23 protein-coding genes and 2 tRNA genes are annotated in these 24,532 nt (G+C 56.7%); 4 read left to right on the forward strand and 21 right to left on the reverse strand.

Annotated elements, in window-relative coordinates; genetic code table 11:
* Positions 1 to 12 precede the first annotated feature (12 nt).
* The 15 genes from nuoL to ndhC all read right to left on the reverse strand — a co-directional run bounded on the left by nuoL (position 13) and on the right by ndhC (position 12,688).
* Positions 13 to 2,064: an NADH-quinone oxidoreductase subunit L gene (nuoL, locus tag RCJ00_RS01060; protein WP_316221069.1), complete on the reverse strand. Its 2,052-nt coding sequence runs from the start codon at positions 2,062 to 2,064 to the stop codon at positions 13 to 15.
* A gap of 86 nt (positions 2,065 to 2,150) precedes the next feature.
* On the reverse strand, positions 2,151 to 2,459 hold the full coding sequence (gene nuoK / locus RCJ00_RS01065) for an NADH-quinone oxidoreductase subunit NuoK (RefSeq protein WP_316219736.1): 309 nt from the start codon (positions 2,457 to 2,459) through the stop codon (positions 2,151 to 2,153).
* On the reverse strand, positions 2,456 to 3,070 hold the full coding sequence (locus RCJ00_RS01070) for an NADH-quinone oxidoreductase subunit J (protein WP_316219737.1): 615 nt from the start codon (positions 3,068 to 3,070) through the stop codon (positions 2,456 to 2,458). Before RCJ00_RS01070 ends, nuoK begins: the two co-directional genes overlap by 4 nt.
* Positions 3,071 to 3,094: 24 nt before the next feature.
* A complete protein-coding gene (nuoI, locus tag RCJ00_RS01075; protein ID WP_023457636.1) occupies positions 3,095 to 3,586 on the reverse strand; it encodes an NADH-quinone oxidoreductase subunit NuoI in 492 nt (163 codons plus the stop codon).
* Positions 3,583 to 4,602 carry an NADH-quinone oxidoreductase subunit NuoH gene (nuoH, locus tag RCJ00_RS01080; RefSeq protein ID WP_369794500.1) on the reverse strand — a complete coding sequence of 340 codons (1,020 nt, stop codon included), beginning with the start codon at positions 4,600 to 4,602 and terminating at the stop codon, positions 3,583 to 3,585. The genes nuoI and nuoH overlap by 4 nt, the downstream gene beginning before the upstream one ends.
* Before the next feature lie 51 nt (positions 4,603 to 4,653).
* Positions 4,654 to 6,714: an NADH-quinone oxidoreductase subunit NuoG gene (gene nuoG / locus RCJ00_RS01085; protein WP_316219738.1), complete on the reverse strand. Its 2,061-nt coding sequence runs from the start codon at positions 6,712 to 6,714 to the stop codon at positions 4,654 to 4,656.
* A 72-nt stretch (positions 6,715 to 6,786) separates the two neighbouring features.
* Positions 6,787 to 7,221, reverse strand: a complete 435-nt coding sequence (locus tag RCJ00_RS01090; RefSeq protein WP_316219739.1) for a TM2 domain-containing protein — start codon at positions 7,219 to 7,221, stop codon at positions 6,787 to 6,789.
* Between the two features lie 14 nt (positions 7,222 to 7,235).
* On the reverse strand, positions 7,236 to 8,549 hold the full coding sequence (gene nuoF / locus RCJ00_RS01095; protein WP_316219740.1) for an NADH-quinone oxidoreductase subunit NuoF: 1,314 nt from the start codon (positions 8,547 to 8,549) through the stop codon (positions 7,236 to 7,238).
* Between the two features lies 1 nt (position 8,550).
* Positions 8,551 to 9,231 (reverse strand): NADH-quinone oxidoreductase subunit NuoE, encoded by a 681-nt coding sequence (nuoE, locus tag RCJ00_RS01100; RefSeq protein WP_316219741.1) that lies wholly within the window; start codon positions 9,229 to 9,231, stop codon positions 8,551 to 8,553.
* Between the two features lie 85 nt (positions 9,232 to 9,316).
* Positions 9,317 to 9,550 carry a hypothetical protein gene (locus RCJ00_RS01105; RefSeq protein WP_316219743.1) on the reverse strand — a complete coding sequence of 78 codons (234 nt, stop codon included), beginning with the start codon at positions 9,548 to 9,550 and terminating at the stop codon, positions 9,317 to 9,319.
* On the reverse strand, positions 9,550 to 9,909 hold the full coding sequence (locus RCJ00_RS01110; protein ID WP_316219744.1) for a hypothetical protein: 360 nt from the start codon (positions 9,907 to 9,909) through the stop codon (positions 9,550 to 9,552). Before RCJ00_RS01110 ends, RCJ00_RS01105 begins: the two co-directional genes overlap by 1 nt.
* On the reverse strand, positions 9,906 to 11,120 hold the full coding sequence (locus RCJ00_RS01115) for an NADH-quinone oxidoreductase subunit D (RefSeq protein WP_023457644.1): 1,215 nt from the start codon (positions 11,118 to 11,120) through the stop codon (positions 9,906 to 9,908). Before RCJ00_RS01115 ends, RCJ00_RS01110 begins: the two co-directional genes overlap by 4 nt.
* 25 nt (positions 11,121 to 11,145) lie before the next feature.
* Positions 11,146 to 11,748, reverse strand: a complete 603-nt coding sequence (locus tag RCJ00_RS01120; RefSeq protein ID WP_316219746.1) for an NADH-quinone oxidoreductase subunit C — start codon at positions 11,746 to 11,748, stop codon at positions 11,146 to 11,148.
* An 11-nt stretch (positions 11,749 to 11,759) separates the two neighbouring features.
* On the reverse strand, positions 11,760 to 12,341 hold the full coding sequence (locus tag RCJ00_RS01125) for a NuoB/complex I 20 kDa subunit family protein (protein WP_162148937.1): 582 nt from the start codon (positions 12,339 to 12,341) through the stop codon (positions 11,760 to 11,762).
* Positions 12,311 to 12,688: an NADH-quinone oxidoreductase subunit A gene (ndhC, locus tag RCJ00_RS01130; RefSeq protein ID WP_023457647.1), complete on the reverse strand. Its 378-nt coding sequence runs from the start codon at positions 12,686 to 12,688 to the stop codon at positions 12,311 to 12,313. Before ndhC ends, RCJ00_RS01125 begins: the two co-directional genes overlap by 31 nt.
* A gap of 349 nt (positions 12,689 to 13,037) precedes the next feature.
* Here ndhC and RCJ00_RS01135 point away from each other — a divergent pair.
* Together RCJ00_RS01135 and RCJ00_RS01140 are read left to right on the forward strand one after the other, a co-directional pair.
* Positions 13,038 to 13,114: transfer RNA gene (locus RCJ00_RS01135), tRNA-Asp, on the forward strand.
* 401 nt (positions 13,115 to 13,515) lie between these two features.
* Positions 13,516 to 16,761 carry an autotransporter outer membrane beta-barrel domain-containing protein gene (locus RCJ00_RS01140; RefSeq protein WP_316219748.1) on the forward strand — a complete coding sequence of 1,082 codons (3,246 nt, stop codon included), beginning with the start codon at positions 13,516 to 13,518 and terminating at the stop codon, positions 16,759 to 16,761.
* A 247-nt stretch (positions 16,762 to 17,008) separates the two neighbouring features.
* Here the strand turns inward: RCJ00_RS01140 and RCJ00_RS01145 are convergent.
* The 4 genes from RCJ00_RS01145 to clpX form a co-directional block, all read right to left on the reverse strand.
* Positions 17,009 to 17,084, reverse strand: a tRNA-Val gene (locus RCJ00_RS01145).
* Between the two features lie 143 nt (positions 17,085 to 17,227).
* On the reverse strand, positions 17,228 to 17,506 hold the full coding sequence (locus RCJ00_RS01150; protein ID WP_081714588.1) for an HU family DNA-binding protein: 279 nt from the start codon (positions 17,504 to 17,506) through the stop codon (positions 17,228 to 17,230).
* 380 nt (positions 17,507 to 17,886) lie between these two features.
* Positions 17,887 to 20,280, reverse strand: coding sequence for an endopeptidase La (lon, locus tag RCJ00_RS01155; protein WP_316219749.1), 2,394 nt, complete (start codon positions 20,278 to 20,280; stop codon positions 17,887 to 17,889).
* A 299-nt stretch (positions 20,281 to 20,579) separates the two neighbouring features.
* A complete protein-coding gene (gene clpX / locus RCJ00_RS01160) occupies positions 20,580 to 21,839 on the reverse strand; it encodes an ATP-dependent Clp protease ATP-binding subunit ClpX (RefSeq protein WP_316219751.1) in 1,260 nt (419 codons plus the stop codon).
* A gap of 275 nt (positions 21,840 to 22,114) precedes the next feature.
* Between clpX and RCJ00_RS01165 the strand changes: the two genes are divergently transcribed.
* Positions 22,115 to 22,750, forward strand: a complete 636-nt coding sequence (locus tag RCJ00_RS01165) for an HAD-IB family hydrolase (RefSeq protein WP_316219752.1) — start codon at positions 22,115 to 22,117, stop codon at positions 22,748 to 22,750.
* Positions 22,751 to 22,802: 52 nt separating this feature from the next.
* Here RCJ00_RS01165 and RCJ00_RS01170 read toward each other — a convergent pair whose 3' ends face one another.
* Both RCJ00_RS01170 and RCJ00_RS01175 read right to left on the reverse strand, forming a co-directional pair.
* On the reverse strand, positions 22,803 to 23,438 hold the full coding sequence (locus RCJ00_RS01170) for an ATP-dependent Clp protease proteolytic subunit (protein WP_316219753.1): 636 nt from the start codon (positions 23,436 to 23,438) through the stop codon (positions 22,803 to 22,805).
* A 190-nt stretch (positions 23,439 to 23,628) separates the two neighbouring features.
* Positions 23,629 to 23,841 carry a hypothetical protein gene (locus RCJ00_RS01175; protein ID WP_316219754.1) on the reverse strand — a complete coding sequence of 71 codons (213 nt, stop codon included), beginning with the start codon at positions 23,839 to 23,841 and terminating at the stop codon, positions 23,629 to 23,631.
* A 203-nt stretch (positions 23,842 to 24,044) separates the two neighbouring features.
* On the opposite strand from RCJ00_RS01175, the gene RCJ00_RS01180 reads away from it, so the two are divergent.
* Positions 24,045 to 24,509, forward strand: a complete 465-nt coding sequence (locus tag RCJ00_RS01180; RefSeq protein WP_316219755.1) for a GyrI-like domain-containing protein — start codon at positions 24,045 to 24,047, stop codon at positions 24,507 to 24,509.
* Positions 24,510 to 24,532: the final 23 nt, after the last annotated feature.

Here is a 24,532-nt window from a genome sequence, read left to right on the forward strand (position 1 = left end):
ATCCATCTCCCCTTATCGGACCATCCAGAAGACATAGGTCAAGAGACCCACGACACCGAGGAACATAGCGAAAGCGTAGTGATAAACATAACCGGTTTGCGTCTTGACCAGATTCTTCGCGGACTTCAACGCCGACCAGGCGGCGCCGTTGGGGCCGAGGTTGTCGATGATCTTGATATCCAGCACCTTCCAGAAGAAGTCACCGAGGATCTTGGTCAGGCGGACAAAGGTCGCCTGATAGATCTCATCGAAATACCACTTGTGATACAGGAAGTTGTATACCGGGCCATCGTTGGCAGCCATCTTCTTGGGCAGGTTTGGACGCAGGATGTAATAGTACCAGGCGAGCGCCATACCCAGCAGAGTTACGGCCAGCGGCAGCAGTTTCACCCAGGTTTCGGTTATGTGATGCATTTCATGCAACACTTCGTTGTGCGGACCGGTGAAGATGGCGTGACCCCAGAATTCATGCGCTTTTTCGCCAATAAAGTACGGCGCGAAGATGACGCCGGCGAATACGGCGCCGAAAGCAAGCACGACCAGCGGAGTCAGCATGACCCAGGGGCTTTCGTGCGGCTTGTGATCATGGCCATGATGACCATGGTCGTCATGCGCATGGGCATCAGGTTCCGCTGCGTCGTGGCCGTCAATGACTTCGTGATGATGATCGTCGTGGGCATGCTCCCAATGCTTCTTACCATGGAAGGTCATGGCGACCAGACGCCAGGAATAGAAGCTGGTCAGCAAGGCGGCGGAAATGCCCATGATGAAGGCGAACATGCCTTGCGGGGTATTGTGTTGCGTCCAAGCGGCTTCGATGATGGCGTCCTTCGAGAAGAAGCCGGCAAAACCGATTTCCGTGAAGGGAATGCCAAGGCCGGTAATGGCGATGGTGCCGATGGTCATCACCGCATAGGTGACGGGCAGATATTTCCACAGGCCACCCATCTTACGCATGTCCTGTTCATGATGCATGCCGTGAATGACCGAACCGGCACCCAGGAACAGAAGCGCCTTGAAGAAGGCGTGCGTGAACAGGTGGAACATGGCTGCCTGATAGGCCCCTACCCCCGCCGCGAAGAACATGTAGCCCAACTGCGAACAGGTGGAATAGGCGATGACGCGTTTGATGTCGTTTTGCGTGAAGCCGATTGAAGCGGCGAAGATGGCCGTAATGGCGCCAACATAGGCGACGATCATCTTGGCAACGGGCGCATACTCGAACAGCGGCGACAGAAGGCAGACCATATAGACGCCGGCGGTCACCATGGTGGCGGCGTGAATCAAGGCCGAGACCGGGGTTGGGCCTTCCATGGCATCCGGCAACCAGGTGTGCAGGAAGAACTGAGCCGATTTCCCCATAGCACCGATGAATAGCAGGAACGCCGCGAGATCGAGCCCCGAGAAGGTCTGACCGAGGAACTCCCAGGTCTGGCCCTGATGCGACGCGATCATCGGGAAGAATTCATGGAAGTTGATCGTGCCGAACTGCCAGTAGACCGTCATGATGCCAAGCGCGAAGCCGAAATCGCCGACACGGTTGACGACGAAGGCCTTGATGGCGGCCGACGAGGCACTGTCCTTGTGGAACCAGAAGCCGATCAGCAGATAAGATGCCAAACCGACCCCTTCCCAGCCGAAGAACAGTTGCATGAAATCGGCGGCCGTCACCAGCATCAACATGGCAAAGGTGAACAGCGACAGGTAGCTGAAGAAGCGCGGACGTGACGGGTCCTCCGCCATGTAGCCCCAGCTGTAAAGGTGGACCAGCGATGACACGCTGGTCACCACGATAAGCATGGTCGAAGACAGGGCGTCGATGCGTATGGACCAGGCGGATTTAAAGCCGTCGATATTAATGAACGGCAAAATCTGGACCGTGAAGTCCGCCATGCCCCCCCAGGTGTGCTGGATGAAGGTGTACCAGCCGCAGGCGCAGGCTACGAAAAGCAGGCCCGTCGTGATGAATTGCGAGGGTATATTGCCGATACGGCGACCAAAGAAACCCGCAATGGCCGCACCGACGATCGGCGCAAATACGCATAGGGTGACAAGGGTGGCCATGCCGGAAGACAGCGGGCTTAGGACCGCCTGAGCGGCAGGAGCCAGGCTGTGGGCAGTTTCGGCGACGTGAGCAGTTAGCACGATGCTTATCCTTTCATCATGCTGGCGTCATCGACGGCAATATCGCCGCGATTACGGAAGAAGGTCACGAGAATGGCGAGACCGACGGCGGCTTCAGCCGCGGCAACGGTCAGGACGAACATGGCCATGATCTGGCCCTCCACATTATGCAGATAGCTCGAAAAGGCCACGAAGTTGATATTGACCGCCAGAAGGATCAGTTCAATCGACATCAGGATGATGATGACGTTACGGCGGTTGAGGAAGATGCCCAAGGTGCCGATGGTGAACAGAATGGCGGATACCGTTAGGTAATGGACGAGCCCGATGGTCATTCCGAGATTCCTTCTCCGGACTTGGCAGGTACAACCTCGACCGCATCGTTGCGGCGGCGCGTGACCTGGCTGAAAATATCCTGGCGCTTTACGTTCGGGCGGGTACGCAGGGTGAGCACGATGGCCCCGACCATGGCGACAAGCAACACGAACCCGGCAGCTTCGAACAGGTAGATATAGGTTGAATAGAGTGCGTGACCGATCATGCGGATGTTCGATTCATTGGCCGTGAAAGCCTGCGGCTCATTCCCGGCGGCAGCGCCCTTTTGGGCTACGGCGATCGAGACCATGACCAGTTCGAACAACAGGACCGCGCCGACCGCGATGCCGATGGGCAGGTAGTTGGCGAAGCCTTGGCGCAGTTTGACGAAATCGACATCGAGCATCATGACGACGAACAGGAAGAGGACGGCGACGGCGCCGACATAGACGACAACCAGCAACATGGCGAGGAATTCGGCGCCCAGCAGAATGAACAGGCCGGCCGCCGAGAAGAAGGCCAGGATGAGCCACAGCACACTATGTACCGGGTTCTTGGCGGTGATGACCAGCAGGCCGGAAATACAGGTTACTGCGGCCATGAGGTAAAAGGCGATGGCAATCAAGGTCATGACATTTTTTCTTTCTGGGCCTTCTTACCGGTACGGTGCGTCGAGTTCGAGCGCGCGGGCGATTTCGCGTTCCCAGCGATCGCCGTTGGCCAGAAGCCGTTGCTTGTCGTAGAGCAGTTCTTCACGCGTGTCGGTCGCAAATTCGAAGTTCGGTCCCTCGACGATGGCGTCAACCGGGCACGCTTCCTGACACAGTCCGCAATATATGCACTTGACCATGTCAATATCGTATCGGGTCGTGCGGCGCGAACCATCGGCGCGCGGCTCGGCCTCGATTGTGATGGCCTGCGCGGGGCAGATCGCTTCGCACAGCTTGCAGGCAATGCAGCGTTCTTCGCCGTTTTCGTAGCGGCGTAAGGCGTGCTCCCCCCGGAAACGTGGCGATATCGGGCCTTTTTCGAACGGGTAGTTGATCGTGGCCTTGTGCTTGAACATGTACTTGACTGCCAGGCCCGTAGCGCCAACGAAGTCAAGCAGCATGGCGCCCTTGATGCCTGAGATAATGCGCGAAATCATAGGGCACCTCCATAAACGCGGTAAGCGGCAACAATAATAACGGCCACCAGCGACATCGGCAGGAAGACCTTCCAGCCCAGGCGCATCAGTTGGTCATAGCGGTAACGCGGCACGATAGCCTTGGCGATGGCGAACATCACGAACCAGAACACGACCTTGAGGATGAACCAGATCAGGCCATGGATGGCGGCGATGGCGCTGCCTTCGGGGAATAGGCCCGCCGTCGGATAAGGCGCATTCCAACCGCCAAAGAACAGGATCGAAATCATGGCGCACATCAGGACGATGTTGGCGTATTCGCCGATCATGAACAGCAGATATGGCGTCGACGAATATTCGACCTGATAGCCGGCGACCAATTCCGATTCCGCGTCCGGCAGATCGAACGGGGGGCGGTTGGTTTCGGCGAGCGCCGAGATATAGAACATCACCATCATCGGGATCATTATGACGACCAGCGGCCAGTGTCCGCCGCCGAATACGTTCCAGTTCCAGAAACCGCCGCCTTGGGCCGTGACAATGTCGGTCAGACGCATGGAGCCGGACAGCAGGATGACGCTGACAATAATGAAGCCGATCGAGACTTCGTAGGACACCATCTGTGCAGCAGAACGCAGGCCGCCCAGGAAAGGATATTTCGAATTGGAGGCCCAGCCCCCCATGATAATGCCGTAGACACCAAGAGATGAAATGGCCAGAAGGTAAAGTACGCCGACATTGATATCGACCACCACCAGGCCTGGGGCGAACGGAATGACGGCCCAAGCCAGGAAAGCGACAACGAAGGTAATCAGCGGCGCCAGCAGGAAGATCGGCTTATCGGCGCCGGCCGGAATGATTACTTCCTTGAACAGGAACTTGAAGAAGTCGGCAAAAGATTGCAGCAGGCCGAAGGGCCCAACCACGTTCGGTCCTTTGCGCATCTGTACGCCGGCCCACACCTTGCGGTCGCCCCACAGCAGGAAGGCCAGCGAGACCATTACACCCATGATGACAGCGAGCGTCGCGCCGATCATGGCGATCAGCCAGCCCCACCACGTTGACATGAATTCAGCCATGTTAGTTCCTTACTCCGCCGCCAGGTTCAGGGCCGGTTTACGGGCCGCCGAACATTCCGCCATCGCCACCGAAGCGCGAGCGATGGGGTTGGTCAGATAAAAATCGGTGATGTGCGAGACAAAGAGGCGATCCTTGATCTCACCTTTTACGCCTATCGATTTGATATCAAAGGCTTTTGTTGCGGGTCTGACGTCGACACGACCGAAGACCGGGTGATCGGTGATCAGCTTTTCACGCAGCGCATTGAGGCTGTCGTAAGGCAGGGTCTGGCCGACATATCCGGATAGGGCGCGAATGATGGCCCAGTCTTCCTTGGCCTCCCCCTTCGGGAATACGCAACGTTCGGCGATCTGAACCCGGCCTTCCAGGTTAGTGTAGATGCCGGACTTTTCCGTATAGGCAGCGCCCGGCAGTATGACGTCGGCGGCGGATGCGCCGACATCGCCGTGTGACCCGATATAAACAACAAAGGTCTTATCGAGGCCAGCCGTGTTGATCTCGTCCGCACCGAGCAGAACCAACAGGTCTACCCCGCCGTTCAGCATGGCGGTGGCATCTTTGGCTTCACCGACCGGCACGAAACCTAGGTCGAGGCCGGCGACGCGCGACGCTGCGGTATGAACGATATTGAAGCCGTTCCAGCCTTCGCGAACCACATCATAGTCATCAGCGATGATGGCAATTTCTTTCAGAACGGCGGCGCCGTCTTCTCCGGAAATGGCATTCGAGCCGACGAGGATAGCCGGCTTCTTGGCGTTTTTAAGGATATCGCGGAAGGCATGCTTCTTGAGATCCTTGAGCGCCTTAGGCCCGACGCCGACGTGGGCGTAATCATAGGTAAGGTCAGTGGCTTCGCCGATGACGGCGACCTGGACCTTGCCTTTGAGCCACGATTTGCGAATGCGGGCATTGATGAGCGACGCTTCAGCGCGCAGATCCGTGCCGATCAACAGGATAGCGTCAGCCTCTTCCAGCCCGGCGATGCCGGTATTGAAAAGCCAAGCCTCGCGCGGCGTGGTTTGCGTAACCGGGCCGACCTTCGCGCCTTCCTGGCGGCAGTCGAGATTGGTCACACCAAGACCATAGAACAGATCCTTTGTCGCCTTCATGGCTTCCGCATCAACCAGATCACCGGCGATGACGCCGATACGTGAGGTGACCGTGGCCTTGATCTTGCCGGCAACCGTGGTCAAGGCCTCATCCCAGGACACCGCGACCAGCTTGCCAGCCTTGCGCACATAGGGCTTGTCAAGACGTTGGCGCGCCAGGCCGTCGACAGCGTAGCGTGATTTGTCGGTCAGCCACTCTTCGTTGATCTCTTCTTTCAGGCGCGGCAGGGCGCGCAGCACCGCGGGGCCGCGGTTATCGATGCGGATATGGGCGCCCAGCGCGTCATGAACATCGATCGTTTCCGTCTTGGTCAGTTCCCAGGGACGGTAGTTGAACGACCATGGGCGGTGCGTCAAAGCACCGACAGGGCACAGGTCATTGACGTTACCTGACAATTCCGACGAGACGGACTTTTCCAGATAGCTTGTGATTTCGGCGTTCTCACCGCGGGAAATCATACCCATTTCATTGACGCCGGCGACTTCCGTCGTGAAGCGGACGCAGCGCGTGCATTGAATGCAGCGGGTCATGAAGGTCTTGATCGTTGGCCCGAGGTTCTTTTCTTCAACGGCGCGCTTGTTCTCGCCATAGCGCGAGTCGCCCTTGCCGTAGGCGACGCTCTGATCTTGCAGATCGCATTCGCCGCCCTGGTCGCAGATCGGACAATCGAGCGGGTGATTGATGAGCAGAAACTCCATCACGCCTTCGCGGGCCTTCTTGACCATCGGCGTATTGGTGAAAATTTCCTGTCCCTCGGCGGCGGGCAGCGCACACGAAGCTTGCGGCTTCGGCGGTCCCGGCTTTACTTCCACCAGGCACATGCGGCAGTTGCCGGCGATCGACAGGCGCTCATGATAGCAGAAGCGCGGAATTTCCTCGCCCGCCAACTCCGCCACCTGGAGCACGGTCATGCCGGGGTCGAATTCGACCTCCACACCATTGACTTTTGCCTTAGCCATGTGTCTTCATACCCTTAACAATTGTAAATAAGTCTCGAGAAAATAAAGCTTTTCCGCACTTTCGTTCGTGCATTAAAACCACGATTTGTCTCCCGCGACATAATCTTCGTAAAAGCTCTGGTCCGTCTTGACGAGGTAGATGATCGTCTCGATGAAGGCGATGAAACAAACCAATACACCGGGAACAATCAGAACCCAGCCGATGGTTCCGCACAACAACATGATGATGCCAGCGGTATTCTTGCCCAGATAGAACTTGTGAACCCCCAGCGCGCCGAAGAAAAACGCCAGGATCGCGGCGATCCATTTGTTCTTTTCGCCCATCGCTGTGGCAATGACGTAAATGCTGACGGCCGTGTCACCAGCCGGTTCGAAATCGATAGTCGATCCGGCCGGAACGTAAACGGTGTCCCCCATCAGATCGCTGACGCTAAAGGTATAGCGCTTGCCATCATCACCGCTGATGAGGCCAGTCGAACCATTGAATGAGAGAACCTTGCCGCGCATCTGTGCTCTATCCTCTACTCGGCCGCGATGGTGTGGCCGGCAAAGTTACCCTTGCTGGAACGGTAGAGCGTGATTCTATCCTCGATCTCATGACGGAAGTGGCGGATAAGTCCCTGGATTGGCCACGCCGCGGCGTCGCCGAGCGCACAGATGGTGTGGCCTTCGACTTGGGTCGTGACTTCAAGCAGGGTGTCGATTTCCGAAGGATCGGCATCGCCCTTCACCATGCGCTCCATGACCCGCCACATCCAGCCTGTGCCTTCGCGGCAAGGCGTGCACTGACCGCAGCTTTCGTGCTTGTAGAAGTAGCTCAGTCGGGCGATGGCTCGGATGAGGTCCGTGGACTTGTCCATAACAATGACCGCCGCCGTACCTAAGCCGGACTTGAGATTGCGCAGACTGTCGAAATCCATGGGCAGGTTTTCGCACTGTTCGGCGGTGATCATCGGCACCGACGAACCGCCAGGAATAACAGCCTTAAGGTTGCCCCAGCCACCGCGAATACCGCCACAGTGATCTTCGATCAGCTGGCGGAACGGAACCGACATGGCTTCTTCGACATTGCACGGCTTGTTGACATGACCAGACACGCAGAACAGCTTAGTCCCCGCGTTGTTCGGTGCGCCGAACGAGGCAAACCAGGCGGCGCCGCGACGAAGGATGGTGCCGACAACCGCGATCGATTCGACGTTGTTGACGGTGGTCGGGCAACCATAAAGGCCAGAACCGGCCGGGAACGGCGGTTTCAAGCGAGGCTGCCCCTTCTTGCCTTCCAGCGATTCGAGCAGCGCGGTTTCTTCACCGCAAATATAGGCGCCTGCGCCGTGATGGATATAGACGTCGAAGTCCCAGCCATGCACGTTGTTCTTGCCGATCAGCTTGGCCTCATAGGCCTGTTTGACGGCGGCTTCCATGCGTTCGCGCTCAAGGACATATTCGCCGCGCAGATAAATATAACAGGCGTGGGCCTGCATGGAGAAGGAGGCGATCAGGCAGCCTTCGATCAGCAGATGCGGATCATGGCGCATGATCTCGCGATCCTTACACGTGCCAGGTTCGGATTCGTCCGCATTGACCACCAGATAGTGCGGCCGATCCTTGACTTCCTTCGGCATGAAGGACCATTTCAGACCGGTCGAGAAGCCCGCTCCGCCGCGACCACGCAGGCCGGAGTTCTTCACATTGGTGATAATCCATTCAGCGCCATAGGACAGGATGTCCTTTGTGCTGTTCCAGGCGCCGCGCTGCTTCGCACCCTCCAGGCCCCAGTCGTGGAAGCCGTACAGGTTTGTGAAAATGCGATCTTTGTCTTCGAGAATACCGACCATGTTAAGCCTTCACCTCCGTGCCCGGGCTAGTCGCCTCGGGAGCGTTCGGAATTTTCACTGCCTTGGCGGCCGAGCCATCATACAGCTTCGGATCCAGCAGCGTCTGCGCGCCGCCCAACGGCTCCGAGGTATGGCGGCCATTGTACGGGCCTGCCTTTGGCGATTTGCCGGCAGCAAAATCGTCTATGATCTGGGCCAGATTTTCCGGCGTCAGGTCTTCATAGAAATAGTCGTTGATCTGAGCCATCGGCGCATTGCAGCACGCACCCAGACATTCCACTTCCTGCCAGGTAAATTTGCCATCCTTGGACAGCTTGTCCTTGGGGCCGATCTTTTCCTTGCACACCTTCATCAGCGCGTCTGATCCGCGCAGCATACACGGCGTCGTGCCGCATACCTGGATCAAGGCCGCCGAACCGACCGGTTCCAGCATGAACATGGTATAGAAGGTCGCAACTTCGAAGACGCGGATTTGCGGCATTCCGAGCAGCTTTGCGATAGCGGTGATGGCCGGCTCACTGACCCAGCCTTCTTGCTTTTGCACAAGCCACAATATGGGGATCACCGCGCTTTGGCGACGCGATTCCGGATATTTGGCAATCCACCAGTTGGCCTTTTCCAGCGTTTCGGCGGAAAAAGTGAAACTGGCCGGTTGTTCCTTGGCGAGACGACGAACAGCCATCAGACCCCTCTACAAATACAGACCGGCCGGGCTTTACACCCGAAACCGATTAAAGACAGTCGAAAAAATACGGACTTCACAGCTTTCATTGCGAAGCCCCCGTTTTGGCGCCCCAGCGCACGAATTCGTCCTTCAGAAACCCGTCGGCGCCGGCGGAGTGGTATTTCCAGGCGGACTGGCTGACCAGCCAGCGGATCATGACGATGAAAGTCACAACAACGAGCGTACCGATGGTCGAAAACAATACCATCAACAGAGGGTGGCTGTGTTGCCACACCAGTGAGGCCGCCTGCTGTTGTGCCGGGGTCATGTGCTGCATCACGGCCTCATCGATTCATAGCGCGCATTGCGAGCGGCACGAACGCGATTTTGCGCAGCCGCGACGAACGGCAGGCGGCGCGTCGCGAACAAGCCTATGACAGCGATACCGATAAGGACATAGCGCGCATTTTCGCTTTCAAGCGCGGGATTGACCATTGTCGCTATGCTGAAACCAGCGACGCAGACAAGCATGGGCAGAACAGGCAAAAAGAAATAGATCAGCATGTCGGTAATGAAGCCACGGCCGCCGCGAGGATGAAACGGCCAGTTCGGCCGCGACATCCCTATGCTCAGGGCCAGCATGGCTATGAGCAGAGCTAAGGCGATCAGGACGCCAATGAGCGGGCTGTCACTCATCGGTCGATTTCCCCGAACACGATATCGAGCGAGCCGAGGATGGCGGAGACGTCGGCCAGCAGGTGACCGCGGTTCATCCAGTCCATAGCCTGGAGGTGTGGGAAGCCCGGCGCGCGGATTTTGCAACGGTAAGGCTTGTTCGTGCCGTCGGATACGAGATAGACGCCGAACTCACCCTTGGGGGCTTCAACGCAGGCATAGACCTCGCCTTCCGGAGTCTTGAAGCCTTCGGTATACAGCTTGAAGTGATGAATCAGCGCTTCCATCGAATTCTTCATTTCGGCACGCCGCGGCGGCGTTACCTTATGGTCGGTCGACAGAACAGGTCCGGAAGTTGTCTTAAGTTTTTCAAGACATTGTTCCATGATCTTGACGGACTGCTTCATTTCTTCGACGCGGCACAGATACCGGTCCCAGCAGTCGCCGTTTTTCCCCAGAACGATATCGAACTCAAGTTCGGCGTAGCATTCGTAAGGCTGGCTCTTGCGCAGATCCCAGGCAATATTCGACCCACGGATCATAACGCCGGTAAAGCCCCAGTCGTAAGCTTGCTGCTTCGACACCACGCCGATGTCGACATTGCGTTGCTTGAAAATCCGGTTTTCGGTGACAAGTGACTCGATGTCTTTCAGCGCCGGCAAGAATTCCCGGCACCATGTGACCATATCGGCGATCAATTCCGGCGGCAGGTCCTGATGTACCCCGCCCGGACGGAAATAGTTGGCGTGCAGGCGCGCGCCGCAAGCGCGTTCGTAGAACACCATCAGCTTTTCACGTTCTTCGAAGCCCCACAGCGGCGGTGTCAAAGCACCGACGTCCATCGCCTGAGTAGTGACATTGAGGATGTGCGACAGAATACGGCCGATTTCGGAAAACAGGACGCGAATATATTGCGCGCGCTTGGGAACTTCGAGGCCGAGCAGCTTTTCGATGGCCAGCACGAAAGCGTGCTCCTGGTTCATCGGCGCGACGTAGTCCAGGCGATCGAAGTAAGGCACATTCTGAAGATAGGTCCGCGACTCCATCAGCTTTTCGGTGCCGCGATGAAGAAGCCCGATGTGCGGATCTACGCGTTCGACCATTTCACCGTCGAGGTCGAGCACAAGGCGCAGAACCCCGTGGGCCGCAGGGTGCTGCGGACCGAAATTGATCGTAAACTTGCGATCATCATCGCCTTTTTCGACCGGAGGCGGCGTCATACCATCTGCCATGAAATCAAACCTTTAGAGGTAAAACTTAAACTTTCGCCTTCTCGTCGCCCGGAAGCACGTACTGCGCGCCCTCCCACGGCGAAAGGAAGTCGAACTTACGATATTCCTGAACCAGCTTTACGGGTTCGTAGATCACGCGCTTCTGTTCTTCGTCGTAGCGGACCTCGACATGGCCCGTCATTGGGAAGTCCTTGCGCAACGGATGGCCTTCGAAACCGTAATCGGTCAGCAGCCGGCGCAGGTCCGGGTGGTTCGAGAAGAGCATGCCGTACATGTCGAACGCTTCACGTTCATACCAGTCGGCATTCGGATAGACGCTGCGAATCGACGGCACGGGAATAATCTCGTCCGTGCGGACCTTAACCCGTAGACGAATATTCTGCGTGAGCGACAGCAGGTGATAGACGACGTCGAAGCGCTCAGCGCGCTTCGGATAATCGGCTCCGCACACGTCGATCAGCTGATGGAAACGATAAGGCTCGGCCTTCAGCCGGGTCATGATCTCAACGATGCGCTCGCGATCGACGGTCAGGGTCAGCTCACCGAAGGCCAGGACCGACTCCAGAATCGCTTCCTTGAAATCACCGGCGGCGCGTTCGGCCAGGGCTTGCAGTTTTTCGATACTCATAACCCCTCCCCTTAGCGACGGATGCTGCCGGTACGGCGAATTTTCTTCTGCAATTGCAGAAGACCGTACAGAAGCGCTTCGGCGGACGGCGGGCAACCCGGGACATAAACATCCACCGGCACCACGCGATCGCATCCACGTACGACGCTATATGAATAGTGATAGTAGCCGCCACCGTTGGCGCACGAGCCCATGGACAGGACGTAGCGCGGATCCGGCATCTGGTCGTAAACCTTGCGGAGGGCGGGCGCCATCTTGTTAGTCAACGTGCCGGCGACGATCATCAGATCGGATTGGCGTGGGCTGGCGCGCGGAGCCATGCCGAAGCGTTCCATATCGTAACGCGGCATCGACGCCTGCATCATTTCGACGGCGCAGCAGGCCAGGCCGAACGTCATCCACATCAGCGAACCCGTACGGGCCCAGGTGATGACGTCATCGGCCGAAGCGACGAGAAAGCCCTTTTCATTGAGCTCCATCGAGACCTGCTCGAAAAACTTGTCGTGGACCGCGGGATCGTAGCCTTCAACCGAAGAACGCCCGGCGGATCCGGCAGGAAGGACTATTCCCATTCGAGGGCTCCCTTTTTCCACACATATATATAACCGAGGCCGAGTTCGACCAGGAAGGTGACCATAGACCAGAAGGCCACGTGCATGCCGCCATTAGGCATGTCGAACAACGACACGGCCCACGGGAACAGGAAGGAGGCTTCCAGGTCGAAAATGATAAAGAGAATCGACACCAGGTAAAAACGTACGTCGAACTTCTGGCGCGCCGAGTCGAAAGCATTAAAGCCGCACTCATAGGCGGACAGCTTTTCCGTATCCGGCGCCTTGGGCGCAATAACCAGGGCGCCGATCATAAAGCCCAGCCCCAGGACGGTGGCTATGACTATGAAGATGATGACGGGGAGATATTGCAAAAGAAATGCGTTCATAAGGCTCGCCTCAACCCCTCACTAATAAGACACAGAACGCGTCCGTCGCCATTAACTACGGAAAGGGACTCGTTTCACATGGCTATTAGACCAGTCTGTTGAAAGCTTCAAACCTTTGCAGCGCAAAAATGCCTTCTTTTGCCCACTTTCTTTCACTTTAAAGGCATGGAGTCGAGACAATGAAAATCGTTCGCAAATATTTGCGGTGCAGAGGAAGTTATCCAGAGGTTTGCCCATAATTTCGATGTTTTCGTGTTTTTATGTGTTGACACCCCCCTGCCTGCCGAACTACTAAGCGCACCTCTTCAACGGCCACACGGCAACGGGCGGCCAGCGAAGATAAGGGAATGCGGGTGTAGCTCAGTTGGTTAGAGTGTCGGCCTGTCACGCCGAAGGTCGCGGGTTCGAGCCCCGTCACTCGCGCCACCCTTGCTTTAGAGCAAAGGTGGCACCGCATTTCTCCCTTTTTCTTTTTCGTAAAACTTAATTACACGGTAGCGGCGCGCGGTTTTACGCTCGTCGTTTTTTTTCGTGCCTGCCCTTCCCGTCTCCCCCTTTTTTCGCCATCACCGACGGTTGGGAATCGTGGCGTTGCCGACGTCTGCGGACATAATAAAGCCCTCTTTGTTTCTGAGTTTGCGGCCCAAATGGGGAACATGTGTCCGCTTTGGGGGATTTTGGCGCTTGTTAAACAGGTTTGCCACCTTTTCGCCCGTTGAAATAAAGGTTAATAGGTGACGAGAGTCCAAGCGAACTGCATATAATCGAGGGCCGTCTGGCCCCGCCTCCATCCACAGTGATCCAAAGCATCCCAGGAAGCTTACCAAATGCGCAAAAACAAACTTCTGACCGCTACCGCCCTCACCTTGACTATGGGGGTAATCGCCGCCGTTGGCGCGGGCAGTCAGGCATTTGCCGCCACCACGATTTCGACGGCGACGACTGCGCCGGTCAAGACGTCCGTAACGGGGGATCTGACGGTTGATTCGGCCGGTTCCATTGCAGTCACCAGCGGAAACGCCATCACGGTCGATTCGGACAATTCAGTAACGCTGAACGGTAAAGTAGACATGTTGAAGTCTACCGATGGATCAACGGGCGTACTGATCAGTGGAGGTCACACCGGAAATCTGACCGTTGCCGCCAATATCACGGTGACGGACGACTATACGGAAACAGACACAAAAAACAGCGACGGCATTTTGGACGGGCCGTTCTCTGATGGCAAGACGCGCTATGGTATCCACTCGACGGGCGCAACGCCGTTTATCGGTAATGTGGCCATAGCCAGCACGAGCACGATTGCCGTGGACGGTGACAATTCCTACGGCGTCCGGTTTGAGAATCGGGTCCAGGGCAATGTCTCGATGGCGGGGACCATTACGCTCAACGGTAATAACAGCACGGCTATATCGCTCGAAAACGGTGCTTCCGGCAATGTCTATTTGTCTGGCTCTATCAACGCGCGGGGCCAGAATTCCAAGGCTGTCAATCTGACTGGGAATTTCGATGGCAATGTAGTCATCGACGGTACCTATACGGGCACGGGGTACGCCACAGTCAATTCCTTGACCAGCGATGCGCTGACGAAAGTTCTGGCGACGCCGGAAGACATGTATCAGGCTGGGCCGTTGATTACGGTTGGCGGCAATCTGGCGCATGGCCTGCTGATCGGTTCAGCCGTGACCATAGACACCAGCGACGCCAACAAGAACAATACGGACCAGGATGGCGACGGCAATCCTGACTCGACACAAAAGACCGCGACCCTGACCAATTACGGGGCCGCACCTGCCCTCCTCGTCGGCTCTGCCAGTCAGGATATCACGCTGGGTGGCGTGGTTTACGGTTCGACGGCGCTTAGCCCGCCGACCATCAATTATGGCCTGTTGATTCGCGGCAATGTGTCCGGCGTGGGCGTCTATCAAAACGTAGACAATGTGGCGATTCAACTGGGCGGCCTTGGGCACGCGGTCAATATTGCTAACGGCATCGGCATCAAGGGCGTGGTGACGTCCACCGGTTTTGGTGGCAATGGAACGGCCTTGTCGCTGCAATCCGGTGCTTCTACACCTCTGCTTGACGTCAGCGGCACGCTCCGTGGCGTCTCGAACTCCGCCACAACGGCGACGACGGCCAACGGTACGACGACCTATTCCACGGTTGGCAACAAGACGGCTTTGGCGGTCGGCATTCAGTCGGGGGCCAGCTTGCCTGCTATCAACGTCGCCGTGGGAGGCACTATCGCGGCTTCGGCGACGGGATCGACGCAAAATGCCATCGCCATTCAGGATCGCTCCAATACCCTGACGGCGATCACCAACAAGAACATCATCAGCGCAGCGATTACAGCGTCTGACGACAATGGCGACGGCGTTGCCGATACGATTGTCAACCGCGGTATCGCTATCGACACCCGGACAAATTCAGTCGGTCTGACGATTACCCAGGTCGATACCGCCCCTACCGATAGTGCCGCTGACGTAGCCATCCCTGCACCATATATACTCGGCGACATCCTGCTCGGTTCCGGAAACGATTCTATTTCCTCGTCGGGCGGTCTGATCTCCGGGAATATCGATTTTGGCGGCGGGGCCAACAGCTTCACGCTGACGGACAAGGCGTCCTATATCGGCAAGATGACCGGCAGTGGCACCGTTGCGATGGATATCGCGTCTGGCAGCTTGGCTCTATATGCTGGCTCGCAACTCAACCTGACCAATCTACACGTCGGCGCGACCAGCACCTTGTCTCTGACTCTGGATACGGCTCACCCAACGACGCCGATATTCACCAATTCAGGGAATGCCATTTTTGACAACGGCGCGACCGTAAATCTGGCGCTCAACAATCTGATCGTGACGCCGACAGTCTTCACCGTCATGACGGCGTCCAACATTAGCCTGGGCAATCTCACGACGACCAGCCTGGATGGCAAGATACCCTATCTCTACCATGCCGATCTGGCCACCAATGCAGGTAAAACCGAACTCTACGCCAACTTCCGTCTGAAGAATCAGCAGGAAGCCCAGTTGTCGGATAACCAGTATTCGGCTCTTGCGCCGGTGCTATCTGTTGTCAGTAAGGACTCCGGCGCTACCGCGTCGCTGATGGTGCAGTTGACCAAGGCGGGCTTTGACCAGATCTACAACCAATATCTGCCGGACTATTCGGGTGAAAACCTGCTGGCGCTGTCGCAGGGGCCGTCAGCCCTGAACCGTACGCTTGGATCCTTGACCCTTGTTCCGGACAACGATCAGGGCCAGTGGTGGTTCCAGGAGCATGGTTACCAGGTGCAGCGTGATTACGGCGAGACTGCCGGCTTCAAAGCCACTGGCTTCAATTTTGCCGGCGGCCGCGAACGCGAAGTATATGGCAACCAGATGCTCGGCCTGTATCTGTCCTATAACTCGTCATCGCCGTTGGATACTTTCGCCATCGCCAAGGAAGATATGGTCAACTCCGACCTGACCTTGGGTGGCTACTGGCGCCTGCGTACCGGCGCCCTGAAGAGCTGGGCTCAGGCCGGTGCCGGTTACACCTCGTTCGAGACGACGCGGAACATCCTGACATCGACCGTCAATCACATCGCCAGGGCCAAATGGAATGGCTATTCGTACAGCGCCGGCCTCGGCGCCTCCTATGACTTCAAAGCCGGTTACTTCGGTGTCACACCCCAGATCATGGCCAGCTACTATGGTTTGAAGGAAAATGCGCATACGGAAACGGGCGGTGGCGATTATTTCGACCTGACCGTAGGCAAGCGCGATAGCCACCTGCTTACCTCTTCAGCCCTGCTTAATGTCAGCTACAGCCGCTTCTTCGTGAAGCCGGAAGTCTGGGTTGGTTACAAGCAGAACGTATCGGCCCAAATTGCCGACACGGTGTCCAACTTCAAGGGCGCTACGCCGTTCACGCTCAATGGCGGAAATATCGAGGGCGGCGGTCCTGTGGCCGGCTTCCGTATTTCGGCAGATAACCAGTACAGCTACTTCTCGCTGGAAGGTGAATACGAAAAGCAAGACGCCTACACTAACTACTCGGTCAGCTTGCGGACTCGCTTCCAGTTCTGATCTGCCCAAGGTTAATCTGGCTATCTTGCAAAATGAAAGCCGTCCCGGAGATCCTCCGGGGCGGCTTTGTTATTTGGTGCGGGGACGAGACCCACTACTATCCCCTATAGGGCGCAGGAAGCGTCCTATAAACCCATCATCTATGCCCGCGGCACACTCCCGCTTCGAAAGCATCGTGGAGCGCCGTGCGAACTCCCGCGTGAGCCGAGATCGCAGCCAATAGATGAATTGTAAGTGAGGAGAAAAATGGTGGGCGATGACGGGATCGAACCGCCGACCTACTCGGTGTAAACGAGCCGCTCTGCCAGCTGAGCTAATCGCCCCTTCCAGGGAGCGCCTCATGTGCCAAGACTGCTCCTATAAGTCAAGAGGCGTTTCCGTATCTAGGCATAAAAATACCCGACATGGAAACGCCTCTAATATCTCCAAGGTCGCGATAGCGCCCTTGTATGCCTTTTAGCGGCTATTAGCCGTTCAGGGCGCCCTTCAGGCCTTCGCCGACGCGGAAGCGGGCGGTGACCGAAGCCGGGCGCTGGACGGTTTCACCCGTGCGCGGATTGCGGGCCGTACCGGCTTCGCGCTTGACGGCCAGGAAGGTGCCGAAGCCAACGAGGCGTACATCGTCACCCTTTTTCAGGGCACCCACCACGCTGTCTGTGAAGGCGTCGAGGGCCTTCTTGGCTTGATCCTTGGTCAGACCGGCCTGATCGGCGATGGCGGCCACGAGTTCAGCTTTCGTCATAATCTCTCTCCCTTACCCGTCTTGGGGTCAGTTGCTAAGCTTACCCCTAACGGCAGGCGCTCTGGCCTTGACTCGTTAACGGGCGAGCCAGATAGAGACTACAAAAATACACGTGCGTCAAAGCAATAAATGCCGTTTTTTGCACTGCAAACCGTGTTTTTTAAAGGGTTTGCGCGTTTTCACGGCCTTTTGACCAGCACAAAAGCGATTGCCACCCAAAATTGAACCAAACTGTACGGTAAAAACGCGCTTATCCTCCGCAAAGCCTTGTGGATAAAGGAACTGATTCCACTAGGTGAGTCGCCTAAAACGCCGTGACCGGAAGACAAACAAACGCCCCGGCGACTATGTCACCGGGGCGTTTCATTTCGTCACATAATCGCTCAGTGAGCGGTGGCGGCATCCGAGTCATCGACGGGAGGCGTGCTTCCCGCGGCTATGACCGGTTCTATCCAATCAACCGGGGTCAAGGGCTTTGTCAGAGCGTGCTTAAGCACCTCTTCCGCCTGGCTGACCGGAATGATCTCCAGGCCGGATTTGACGTTTGCCGGAAGGTCGACGAGATCTTTCTCGTTTTCCTTCGGGATGAGCACAGTCTTGATGCCGGAGCGCAGAGCCGCCAGCAACTTTTCCTTAAGCCCGCCGATCGGCAACACCCGACCGCGCAAGGTGATTTCGCCGGTCATGGCGAGGTCCTTGCGAACCGGAATGCCGGTCAGGACCGAGACCATCGCCGTGACCATGGCGACGCCGGCCGAGGGGCCATCCTTTGGTGTAGCACCTTCCGGCACGTGCACGTGGACGTCCGTTCTGTCGAATACAGGCGGCAGGATGCCAAACCTGGGCGCCAGCGCCTTGACGTAGGAATTGGCCGCCGAGACGGATTCCTTCATCACTTCCTTCAGATTGCCGGTCACCTTCATGTTGCCCTTGCCAGGCATCTTGATGGCTTCGATGGTGAGTATGTCGCCGCCGAATTCCGTCCAGGCCAAGCCGGTGACAATGCCGACCTGATCGACTTCATCTGTCGCGCCATAATGATACTTGCGCACGCCGGCATATTTCGACAGACGTTCGCTATCGATCGTAATCGATTTGACGTTTTCACGCGCCAGATCGCGGATCGTCTTACGCGCCAGGTTACCCAATTCGCGCTCCAGAGACCGCACGCCAGCTTCTCGCGTGTAGTAACGGATCAGGTCGCGCACCGCTTCTTCCGGGACAATGAATTCCTCGGCAGACAGGCCGTGTTCCTTCATAAGGCTGGGCAGGACATGGCGCTGGGCGATCTCGACCTTTTCATCCTCGGTGTAGCCGGGGATGCGGATGATTTCCATCCGGTCGAGCAGCGGTTGCGACATGTTCAGCGAGTTCGCCGTCGTCACGAACATGATCTTTGACAGGTCATAATCGACTTCAAGATAATGGTCCGCGAAGGTCGAATTCTGCGCCGGATCAAGCACTTCAAGCAAGGCCGAGGCCGGATCGCCACGCCAGTCATTGCCCATCTTGTCAATTTCATCGAGCAGGAAGAAGGCGTTGGTGGTTTTCACCTTCTTCATGTTCTGGATGATCTTGCCAGGCATTGAGCCGATATAGGTGCGGCGGTGGCCGCGAATTTCCGATTCATCACGCACGCCACCCAGCGAAATGCGAACGAATTCGCGGTTGGTTGCCTTGGCGATGGATTTGCCGAGCGAGGTCTTGCCGACGCCCGGAGGACCGACCAGACACAGGATCGGACCTTTCAGGCTGCCCATACGAGCTTGAACGGCCAGGTGTTCAAGGATGCGTTCCTTGACCTTTTCCAAACCGTAGTGATCGGCTTCGAGGATATCCTCGGCCTTTTTAAGGTCGATCGGCTTCGGCTTGGCGGCGCCCCAGGGGATGGACAAGAGCCAGTCGAGATAGTTGCGCACGACGGTGCTTTCGGCCGACATGGGCGACATGTGACGCAGCTTATTGAGCTCAGCCATTGCCTTGGTGCGGGCTTCCTTGGAAAGCTTCGCGCCCTTGATCTTCTTTTCAAGATCGGCCAGCTCGTCCTTGCCCTCGTCCTGCTCACCCAGTTCGCGCTGAATAGCCTTCATCTGCTCGTTCAGATAATATTCGCGCTGGGTCTTTTCCATCTGGCGCTTGACGCGCGAACGGATTTTCTTTTCGACCTGCAGGACGGAGATTTCGCCTTCCATCAGCGCATAGATTTTTTCCAGGCGCTTGGTGACCGATAATTGCTCCAGCAGGGCCTGCTTGTCCTGGATCTTGACAACCAGATGCGCCGCAATTGAGTCCGCCAGTACGTCGGCATCCGTGATTTCGGCGATCGCGTTCAGGCTTTCCGGCGGAATTTTCTTGTTCAGCTTGATATAGTTTTCAAACTGTTCCGCGACGGCGCGTTGCAGCGCTTCGGCATCCGGCCCTTCGGCCAGATTGGCGTCCAGCACATAGGCCTCGGCTTCATAATACCGATCCGTGGACACAAAGCGCTTTACGCGTGCACGCTGCTTGCCTTCGACAAGCACCTTCACGGTACCGTCGGGCAATTTCAGCAGTTGCAGCACGTTGGCCAAGACGCCGATTTCATAGATGGCGTCGGCGGTGGGGTCGTCGTCGGAGGAATTCTTCTGGGTTGCGAGCAGAATCTGCTTGTCGCCCTTCATGACCTCATCCAGCGCCTGAACGGATTTCTCACGGCCGACGAACAGAGGTACGACCATGTGCGGAAACACCACGATATCGCGCAACGGCAGTACAGGGATGGTCAAAACATCTAACATGGATACTCCTTGCGGGTTTAACCGCTTCACAGACTCAGCCGCCGGATGCTCAAAGCATAAACCCTAGGCGTACAGGCTCAACAGAGTCTTAATATAAACCGCGCCGTTTTGGAAACGAAAGGGGGATAAGTCCCTTGGCCCCCGCCACAGCGCCTTGATCTCAATGTGGTGTATTCGGACGAAAGTTCAAGACGATGGTTTCGCATGTCTTCATGCGCTTCAATCGGCCGTTCAGATCAATAAAAACGCGGCCCCGTTTCCGGAACCGCGTTTCCTTGTTAATCGAAAGCTATGCAGCTTTACGCCGCGCCGCCCGAACGCTTTTCGGCGTAAATCATCAGCGGCTGGGCGCGTTCTTCGACGACCTCGCCATTGATAACCACTTCTTCTACGCCCTGCATGTTCGGCAGTTCGTACATGGTTTCGAGCAGGATGCCTTCCAGGATGGAGCGCAGGCCGCGGGCACCGGTCTTGCGCACGATGGCGCGCTTGGCCACGGCGTACAAGGCTTCTTCCGTGAAGTTGAGCGAAACGTTTTCCATCTCGAAGAGACGTTGATATTGCTTGATCAACGCATTCTTCGGCTCGGTCAGAATCTTGACCAGGGTATGCTCATCCAGATCTTCCAGGGTCGCCAGAACCGGCAGACGGCCGATAAATTCCGGGATCAGACCGAACTTCATCAAATCGTCCGGCTCGACTTCGCGCAGGACTTCGCCCGTGCGACGATCTTCCGGATCTTTCACCGAGGCGCCGAAACCGATCGAAGAGCCCTTGCCACGGCTGGAAATGATCTTTTCCAAGCCGGCGAAGGCGCCACCGCAGATGAACAGAATATTGGTGGTATCGACCTGGAGGAATTCCTGTTGCGGATGCTTGCGACCGCCCTGAGGCGGCACCGAAGCAACCGTGCCTTCCATGATCTTAAGCAAGGCCTGTTGCACGCCTTCACCCGAAACGTCACGGGTGATCGACGGGTTGTCGGACTTGCGCGAAATCTTGTCGACTTCATCAATATAGACGATGCCGCGCTGGGCGCGTTCGACATTGTAATCCGCCGCCTGAAGCAGTTTCAGGATGATGTTTTCGACGTCTTCACCGACATAACCGGCCTCGGTCAGGGTCGTGGCGTCGGCCATGGTGAACGGCACATCAATAATGCGGGCAAGGGTCTGGGCCAGCAATGTCTTGCCGGAGCCCGTGGGACCAATGAGCATGATGTTGGACTTCGCCAGCTCGACGTCGTTGCCCTTCTGCGCATGGTTCAAACGCTTGTAGTGGTTGTGCACCGCGACCGACAGGACCTTCTTCGCCTGTCCCTGGCCGATGACGTAATCATCGAGGACTTCGCGGATTTCCTTCGGAGTCGGCACCCCGTCCTTCGACTTAACGAAGGCGATCTTGTGCTCTTCACGGATAATGTCCATGCACAGCTCGACGCATTCATCGCAGATGAAGACGGTCGGCCCGGCGATAAGTTTGCGCACCTCATGCTGGCTCTTTCCGCAGAAAGAACAGTAAAGAGTGCTTTTGCTGTCGCCTGTCGCAGCTTTGGTCATGTGTCTCTTTTCACCTTCAACTGGCGGAAACTCGATTCACAAACCTTGAATCAAGGCTCCGCCCTTACATGGCATCCTAGGGCCTCAAGCCTTAACAAAGGCTAATTTCGGTCCAGAATACCCCTAACATCGTCCGTATCGATACGCATTTATGCACAGTTTAGACTACGCCTCAACCGGCTTGCTCAATCAATGGGTCGCTTAACTATCTTTATATGGGATAAAGGGTACGGAATGAAAGCCGCCCCGGCTGGATTTGGGAGTTTTTGCCACCGATGTCGAAGAAAACCGATGCGAAATTGACCGCCGAATCAAAAAAGATAATCGCGTTCGATTTCGATGGCACTTTGACGTGGAGGGACAGTTTCATTGCCTTCCTTCAGGCGAGTTCAGGAAGCTTGCAAATGGCAAGCGCCCTCACCTTTCAGCCGTCCATGCTGCTGAATTATCTGAAAACAAAGGATCGTGGCGCCCTTAAAGCGCGGCTTCTGCATCGCCTGTTGGGGGATATCTCTCAGCGTGACCTGGAGACCCTGGTGCGGGCTTTCGTCACCAAAGCCGGCCACGGCCTGTTCCGCCCTGACGCTCTGCGAGCCTGGGAAGGGCATGACCAGCCCGACTGTCTACGCGTGATCGTCACAGCTTCGCCGGAACTGCTTGTAGGGCCGTTCGGACGGTTGATAGGCGCCGATCGTGTCATCGGCACGCGCCTGAAATTCTCGGACGGCGGTGGGTTATTGCCAATGCTTGACGGTGTGAATTGCCGGGGCGAAGAAAAAATGTGCCGCCTGCGCGAAACCTTCGGTGCTGATCTCGACCTGGACGCTGCCTATGGCGATACGGCTGGCGATGCAGAAATGCTGGCAGCCGCTCGGCACGGCCACTACCGCGTATTTACTCAGAAGCCATAAAAAAAGCGGCCGGAAATTCCGACCGCTTGATTCAGGTTGCAAGGGCCGAAACCTATGCGTCCTTACCGTTTTCGGCGTCAGCGCGCTTTTCGTAGACGTGGTCGATAAGGCCGAATTCCTTGGCTTCATCGGCAGTCATATAGCGGTCGCGATCCAGGGTCTTTTCGATCGTGTCGTAGCTCTGGCCCGTGTGCTTGACGTAAATCTCGTTCAGCAGCTTCTTCGTCTTGCGCATGTCTTCGGCCTGGATTTCGATATCCGACGCCATGCCGCGCGCACCGCCCGAGGGTTGGTGCACCATGATCTTGGAGTTGGGCAGCGAAATACGCTGGCCCGCTTCACCGGCCTGGAGGATGAGCGACCCGGCTGACGCCGCCATACCCATGCACACCGTGGTGACGGGCGATTTGATGTACTGCATGGTGTCGTAAATCGCCAAGGCCGAGGTCACCTGGCCGCCGGGCGAGTTGATGTACATGCTGATTTCCTTCTTCGGGTTTTCCGATTCGAGGAACAGGAGCTGGGCGCAAATCAGCGAGGCCATGCCGTCTTCAAACGGCCCCGTCAGAAAGATAATGCGCTCTTTCAGCATGCGCGAGAAGATATCGTAGGCGCGTTCGCCGCGGCTGGATTGCTCCACAACCATCGGCACAAGGTTCATAGTCAGGTTATCGATGGGGTCGCGCATCACGAATCCTTATTTGGAATGTTTTAAAGTCTGGGCGCAGATATAGGGCTAAATGTCTTAACCGTAAGTGGATGCGTTCCAGCCTGCCTTATATGTATTCACCCTTGTCGCCGAAGCAATAGGGATGACGCCGGCAAATTGGCAATTTACCAGCCGGATTTCAAGTGCGATGCGAAAACGCCGCGGCTGCCTAACGGACGCTATGCGGGGCGCGGCTGTTTTTTCCCGTCTCATCAACCCCTTTGCCATGAGTATCGCCCTGCCCGGTCTGGTCCGTGGGAAGACGATCGTCGCCGCTGGTCTGCTTCTCCGCGGGGTCGTCCTTCTGCTGGCGATGAGCGGCGTCGGTTTCGGCGGCGCGGTGTTTGGTGATATTGTCGGCGGCCTGTTTGGCAGTGGACATGATTTGAGTTCCTTCTTGGCGTAAGGCCGCCAGCGTGGATAGATAGCCATCAAAAATCGAGGTGGAATTATAGACGTGCCAAGATCCGCCTCGATACAGCCTATGCAGGCTACGGGTAGAACGGCGGCATGACGTGAAAATGTTTAATCTTATCAGATGCGTAAATTTAACTTGCGAAATAAAATTTACAAAGGAGATGCCAAATGATTGACGCCCCTGAACTGGTCGACGTGCCGGCGCGAAAGGTCGCCAAGATCCACCTCACTGTGCCGTCCAAAGAGATTATGACGCACATGGGCGCAGGTCTCAAAGAGGTACGGCAGGCATTGGTTGAACAGAATATCAAAGCGTCTGGTGCCTGGTTGACTCACCATTTCAAGGTGCCGGATACGACGTTCGATTTCGAAGTATGCATACCGGTAGAGACCGATGTAGACCCTCAAGGGCGTGTCGTAGCCGGTGAACTGCGGGCTGCCCGGATCGCGAGAACCGTCTATACTGGCAACTATAGCGGCCTGCCGAACGGCTGGGTCGAGTTCATGACGTGGATCCGCGCTCAGGAGCTTCAAATGGTGGGCGATTTTTGCGAGGCCTATACCGTGGGGCCGGATGACAGTGTGAATCCGGCCGATTGGCGGACCGAACTTAGTTGCCCTTTGCAAGTATAGGGGCGGGTATCAAGGCGGTCGGC

It is taken from the genome of Asticcacaulis aquihabitans, from assembly GCF_032490435.1.
Classification (GTDB): domain Bacteria; phylum Pseudomonadota; class Alphaproteobacteria; order Caulobacterales; family Caulobacteraceae; genus Asticcacaulis.

Excerpts from the sequence above, each read along its gene's own strand:
- RCJ00_RS01105 (WP_316219743.1), bottom strand. The coding sequence starts at position 9,550 with ATGCAGCACATGACCCCGGCACAACAGCAGGCGGCCTCACTGGTGTGG.
- lon (WP_316219749.1), bottom strand. The coding sequence starts at position 20,280 with ATGTTAGATGTTTTGACCATCCCTGTACTGCCGTTGCGCGATATCGTG.
- RCJ00_RS01170 (WP_316219753.1), bottom strand. The coding sequence starts at position 23,438 with ATGCGCGACCCCATCGATAACCTGACTATGAACCTTGTGCCGATGGTT.
- clpX (WP_316219751.1), bottom strand. The coding sequence starts at position 21,839 with ATGACCAAAGCTGCGACAGGCGACAGCAAAAGCACTCTTTACTGTTCT.
- nuoE (WP_316219741.1), bottom strand. The coding sequence starts at position 9,231 with ATGGCTGTTCGTCGTCTCGCCAAGGAACAACCGGCCAGTTTCACTTTT.
- RCJ00_RS01120 (WP_316219746.1), bottom strand. The coding sequence starts at position 11,748 with ATGAGTATCGAAAAACTGCAAGCCCTGGCCGAACGCGCCGCCGGTGAT.
- nuoH (WP_369794500.1), bottom strand. The coding sequence starts at position 4,602 with ATGATCGGCGCGACGCTCGCTGTCATCATGGGTGTAATGGTCTCGCTG.
- nuoL (WP_316221069.1), bottom strand. The coding sequence starts at position 2,064 with ATGGCCACCCTTGTCACCCTATGCGTATTTGCGCCGATCGTCGGTGCG.
- nuoK (WP_316219736.1), bottom strand. The coding sequence starts at position 2,459 with ATGACCATCGGGCTCGTCCATTACCTAACGGTATCCGCCATTCTGTTC.
- RCJ00_RS01140 (WP_316219748.1), top strand. The coding sequence starts at position 13,516 with ATGCGCAAAAACAAACTTCTGACCGCTACCGCCCTCACCTTGACTATG.
- ndhC (WP_023457647.1), bottom strand. The coding sequence starts at position 12,688 with ATGAACGCATTTCTTTTGCAATATCTCCCCGTCATCATCTTCATAGTC.
- nuoG (WP_316219738.1), bottom strand. The coding sequence starts at position 6,714 with ATGGCTAAGGCAAAAGTCAATGGTGTGGAGGTCGAATTCGACCCCGGC.
- RCJ00_RS01165 (WP_316219752.1), top strand. The coding sequence starts at position 22,115 with ATGTCGAAGAAAACCGATGCGAAATTGACCGCCGAATCAAAAAAGATA.
- RCJ00_RS01110 (WP_316219744.1), bottom strand. The coding sequence starts at position 9,909 with ATGAGTGACAGCCCGCTCATTGGCGTCCTGATCGCCTTAGCTCTGCTC.
- RCJ00_RS01180 (WP_316219755.1), top strand. The coding sequence starts at position 24,045 with ATGATTGACGCCCCTGAACTGGTCGACGTGCCGGCGCGAAAGGTCGCC.
- RCJ00_RS01115 (WP_023457644.1), bottom strand. The coding sequence starts at position 11,120 with ATGGCAGATGGTATGACGCCGCCTCCGGTCGAAAAAGGCGATGATGAT.
- nuoI (WP_023457636.1), bottom strand. The coding sequence starts at position 3,586 with ATGATTTCGCGCATTATCTCAGGCATCAAGGGCGCCATGCTGCTTGAC.
- RCJ00_RS01070 (WP_316219737.1), bottom strand. The coding sequence starts at position 3,070 with ATGACCTTGATTGCCATCGCCTTTTACCTCATGGCCGCAGTAACCTGT.
- RCJ00_RS01175 (WP_316219754.1), bottom strand. The coding sequence starts at position 23,841 with ATGTCCACTGCCAAACAGGCCGCCGACAATATCACCAAACACCGCGCC.
- nuoF (WP_316219740.1), bottom strand. The coding sequence starts at position 8,549 with ATGGTCGGTATTCTCGAAGACAAAGATCGCATTTTCACAAACCTGTAC.
- RCJ00_RS01090 (WP_316219739.1), bottom strand. The coding sequence starts at position 7,221 with ATGCGCGGCAAGGTTCTCTCATTCAATGGTTCGACTGGCCTCATCAGC.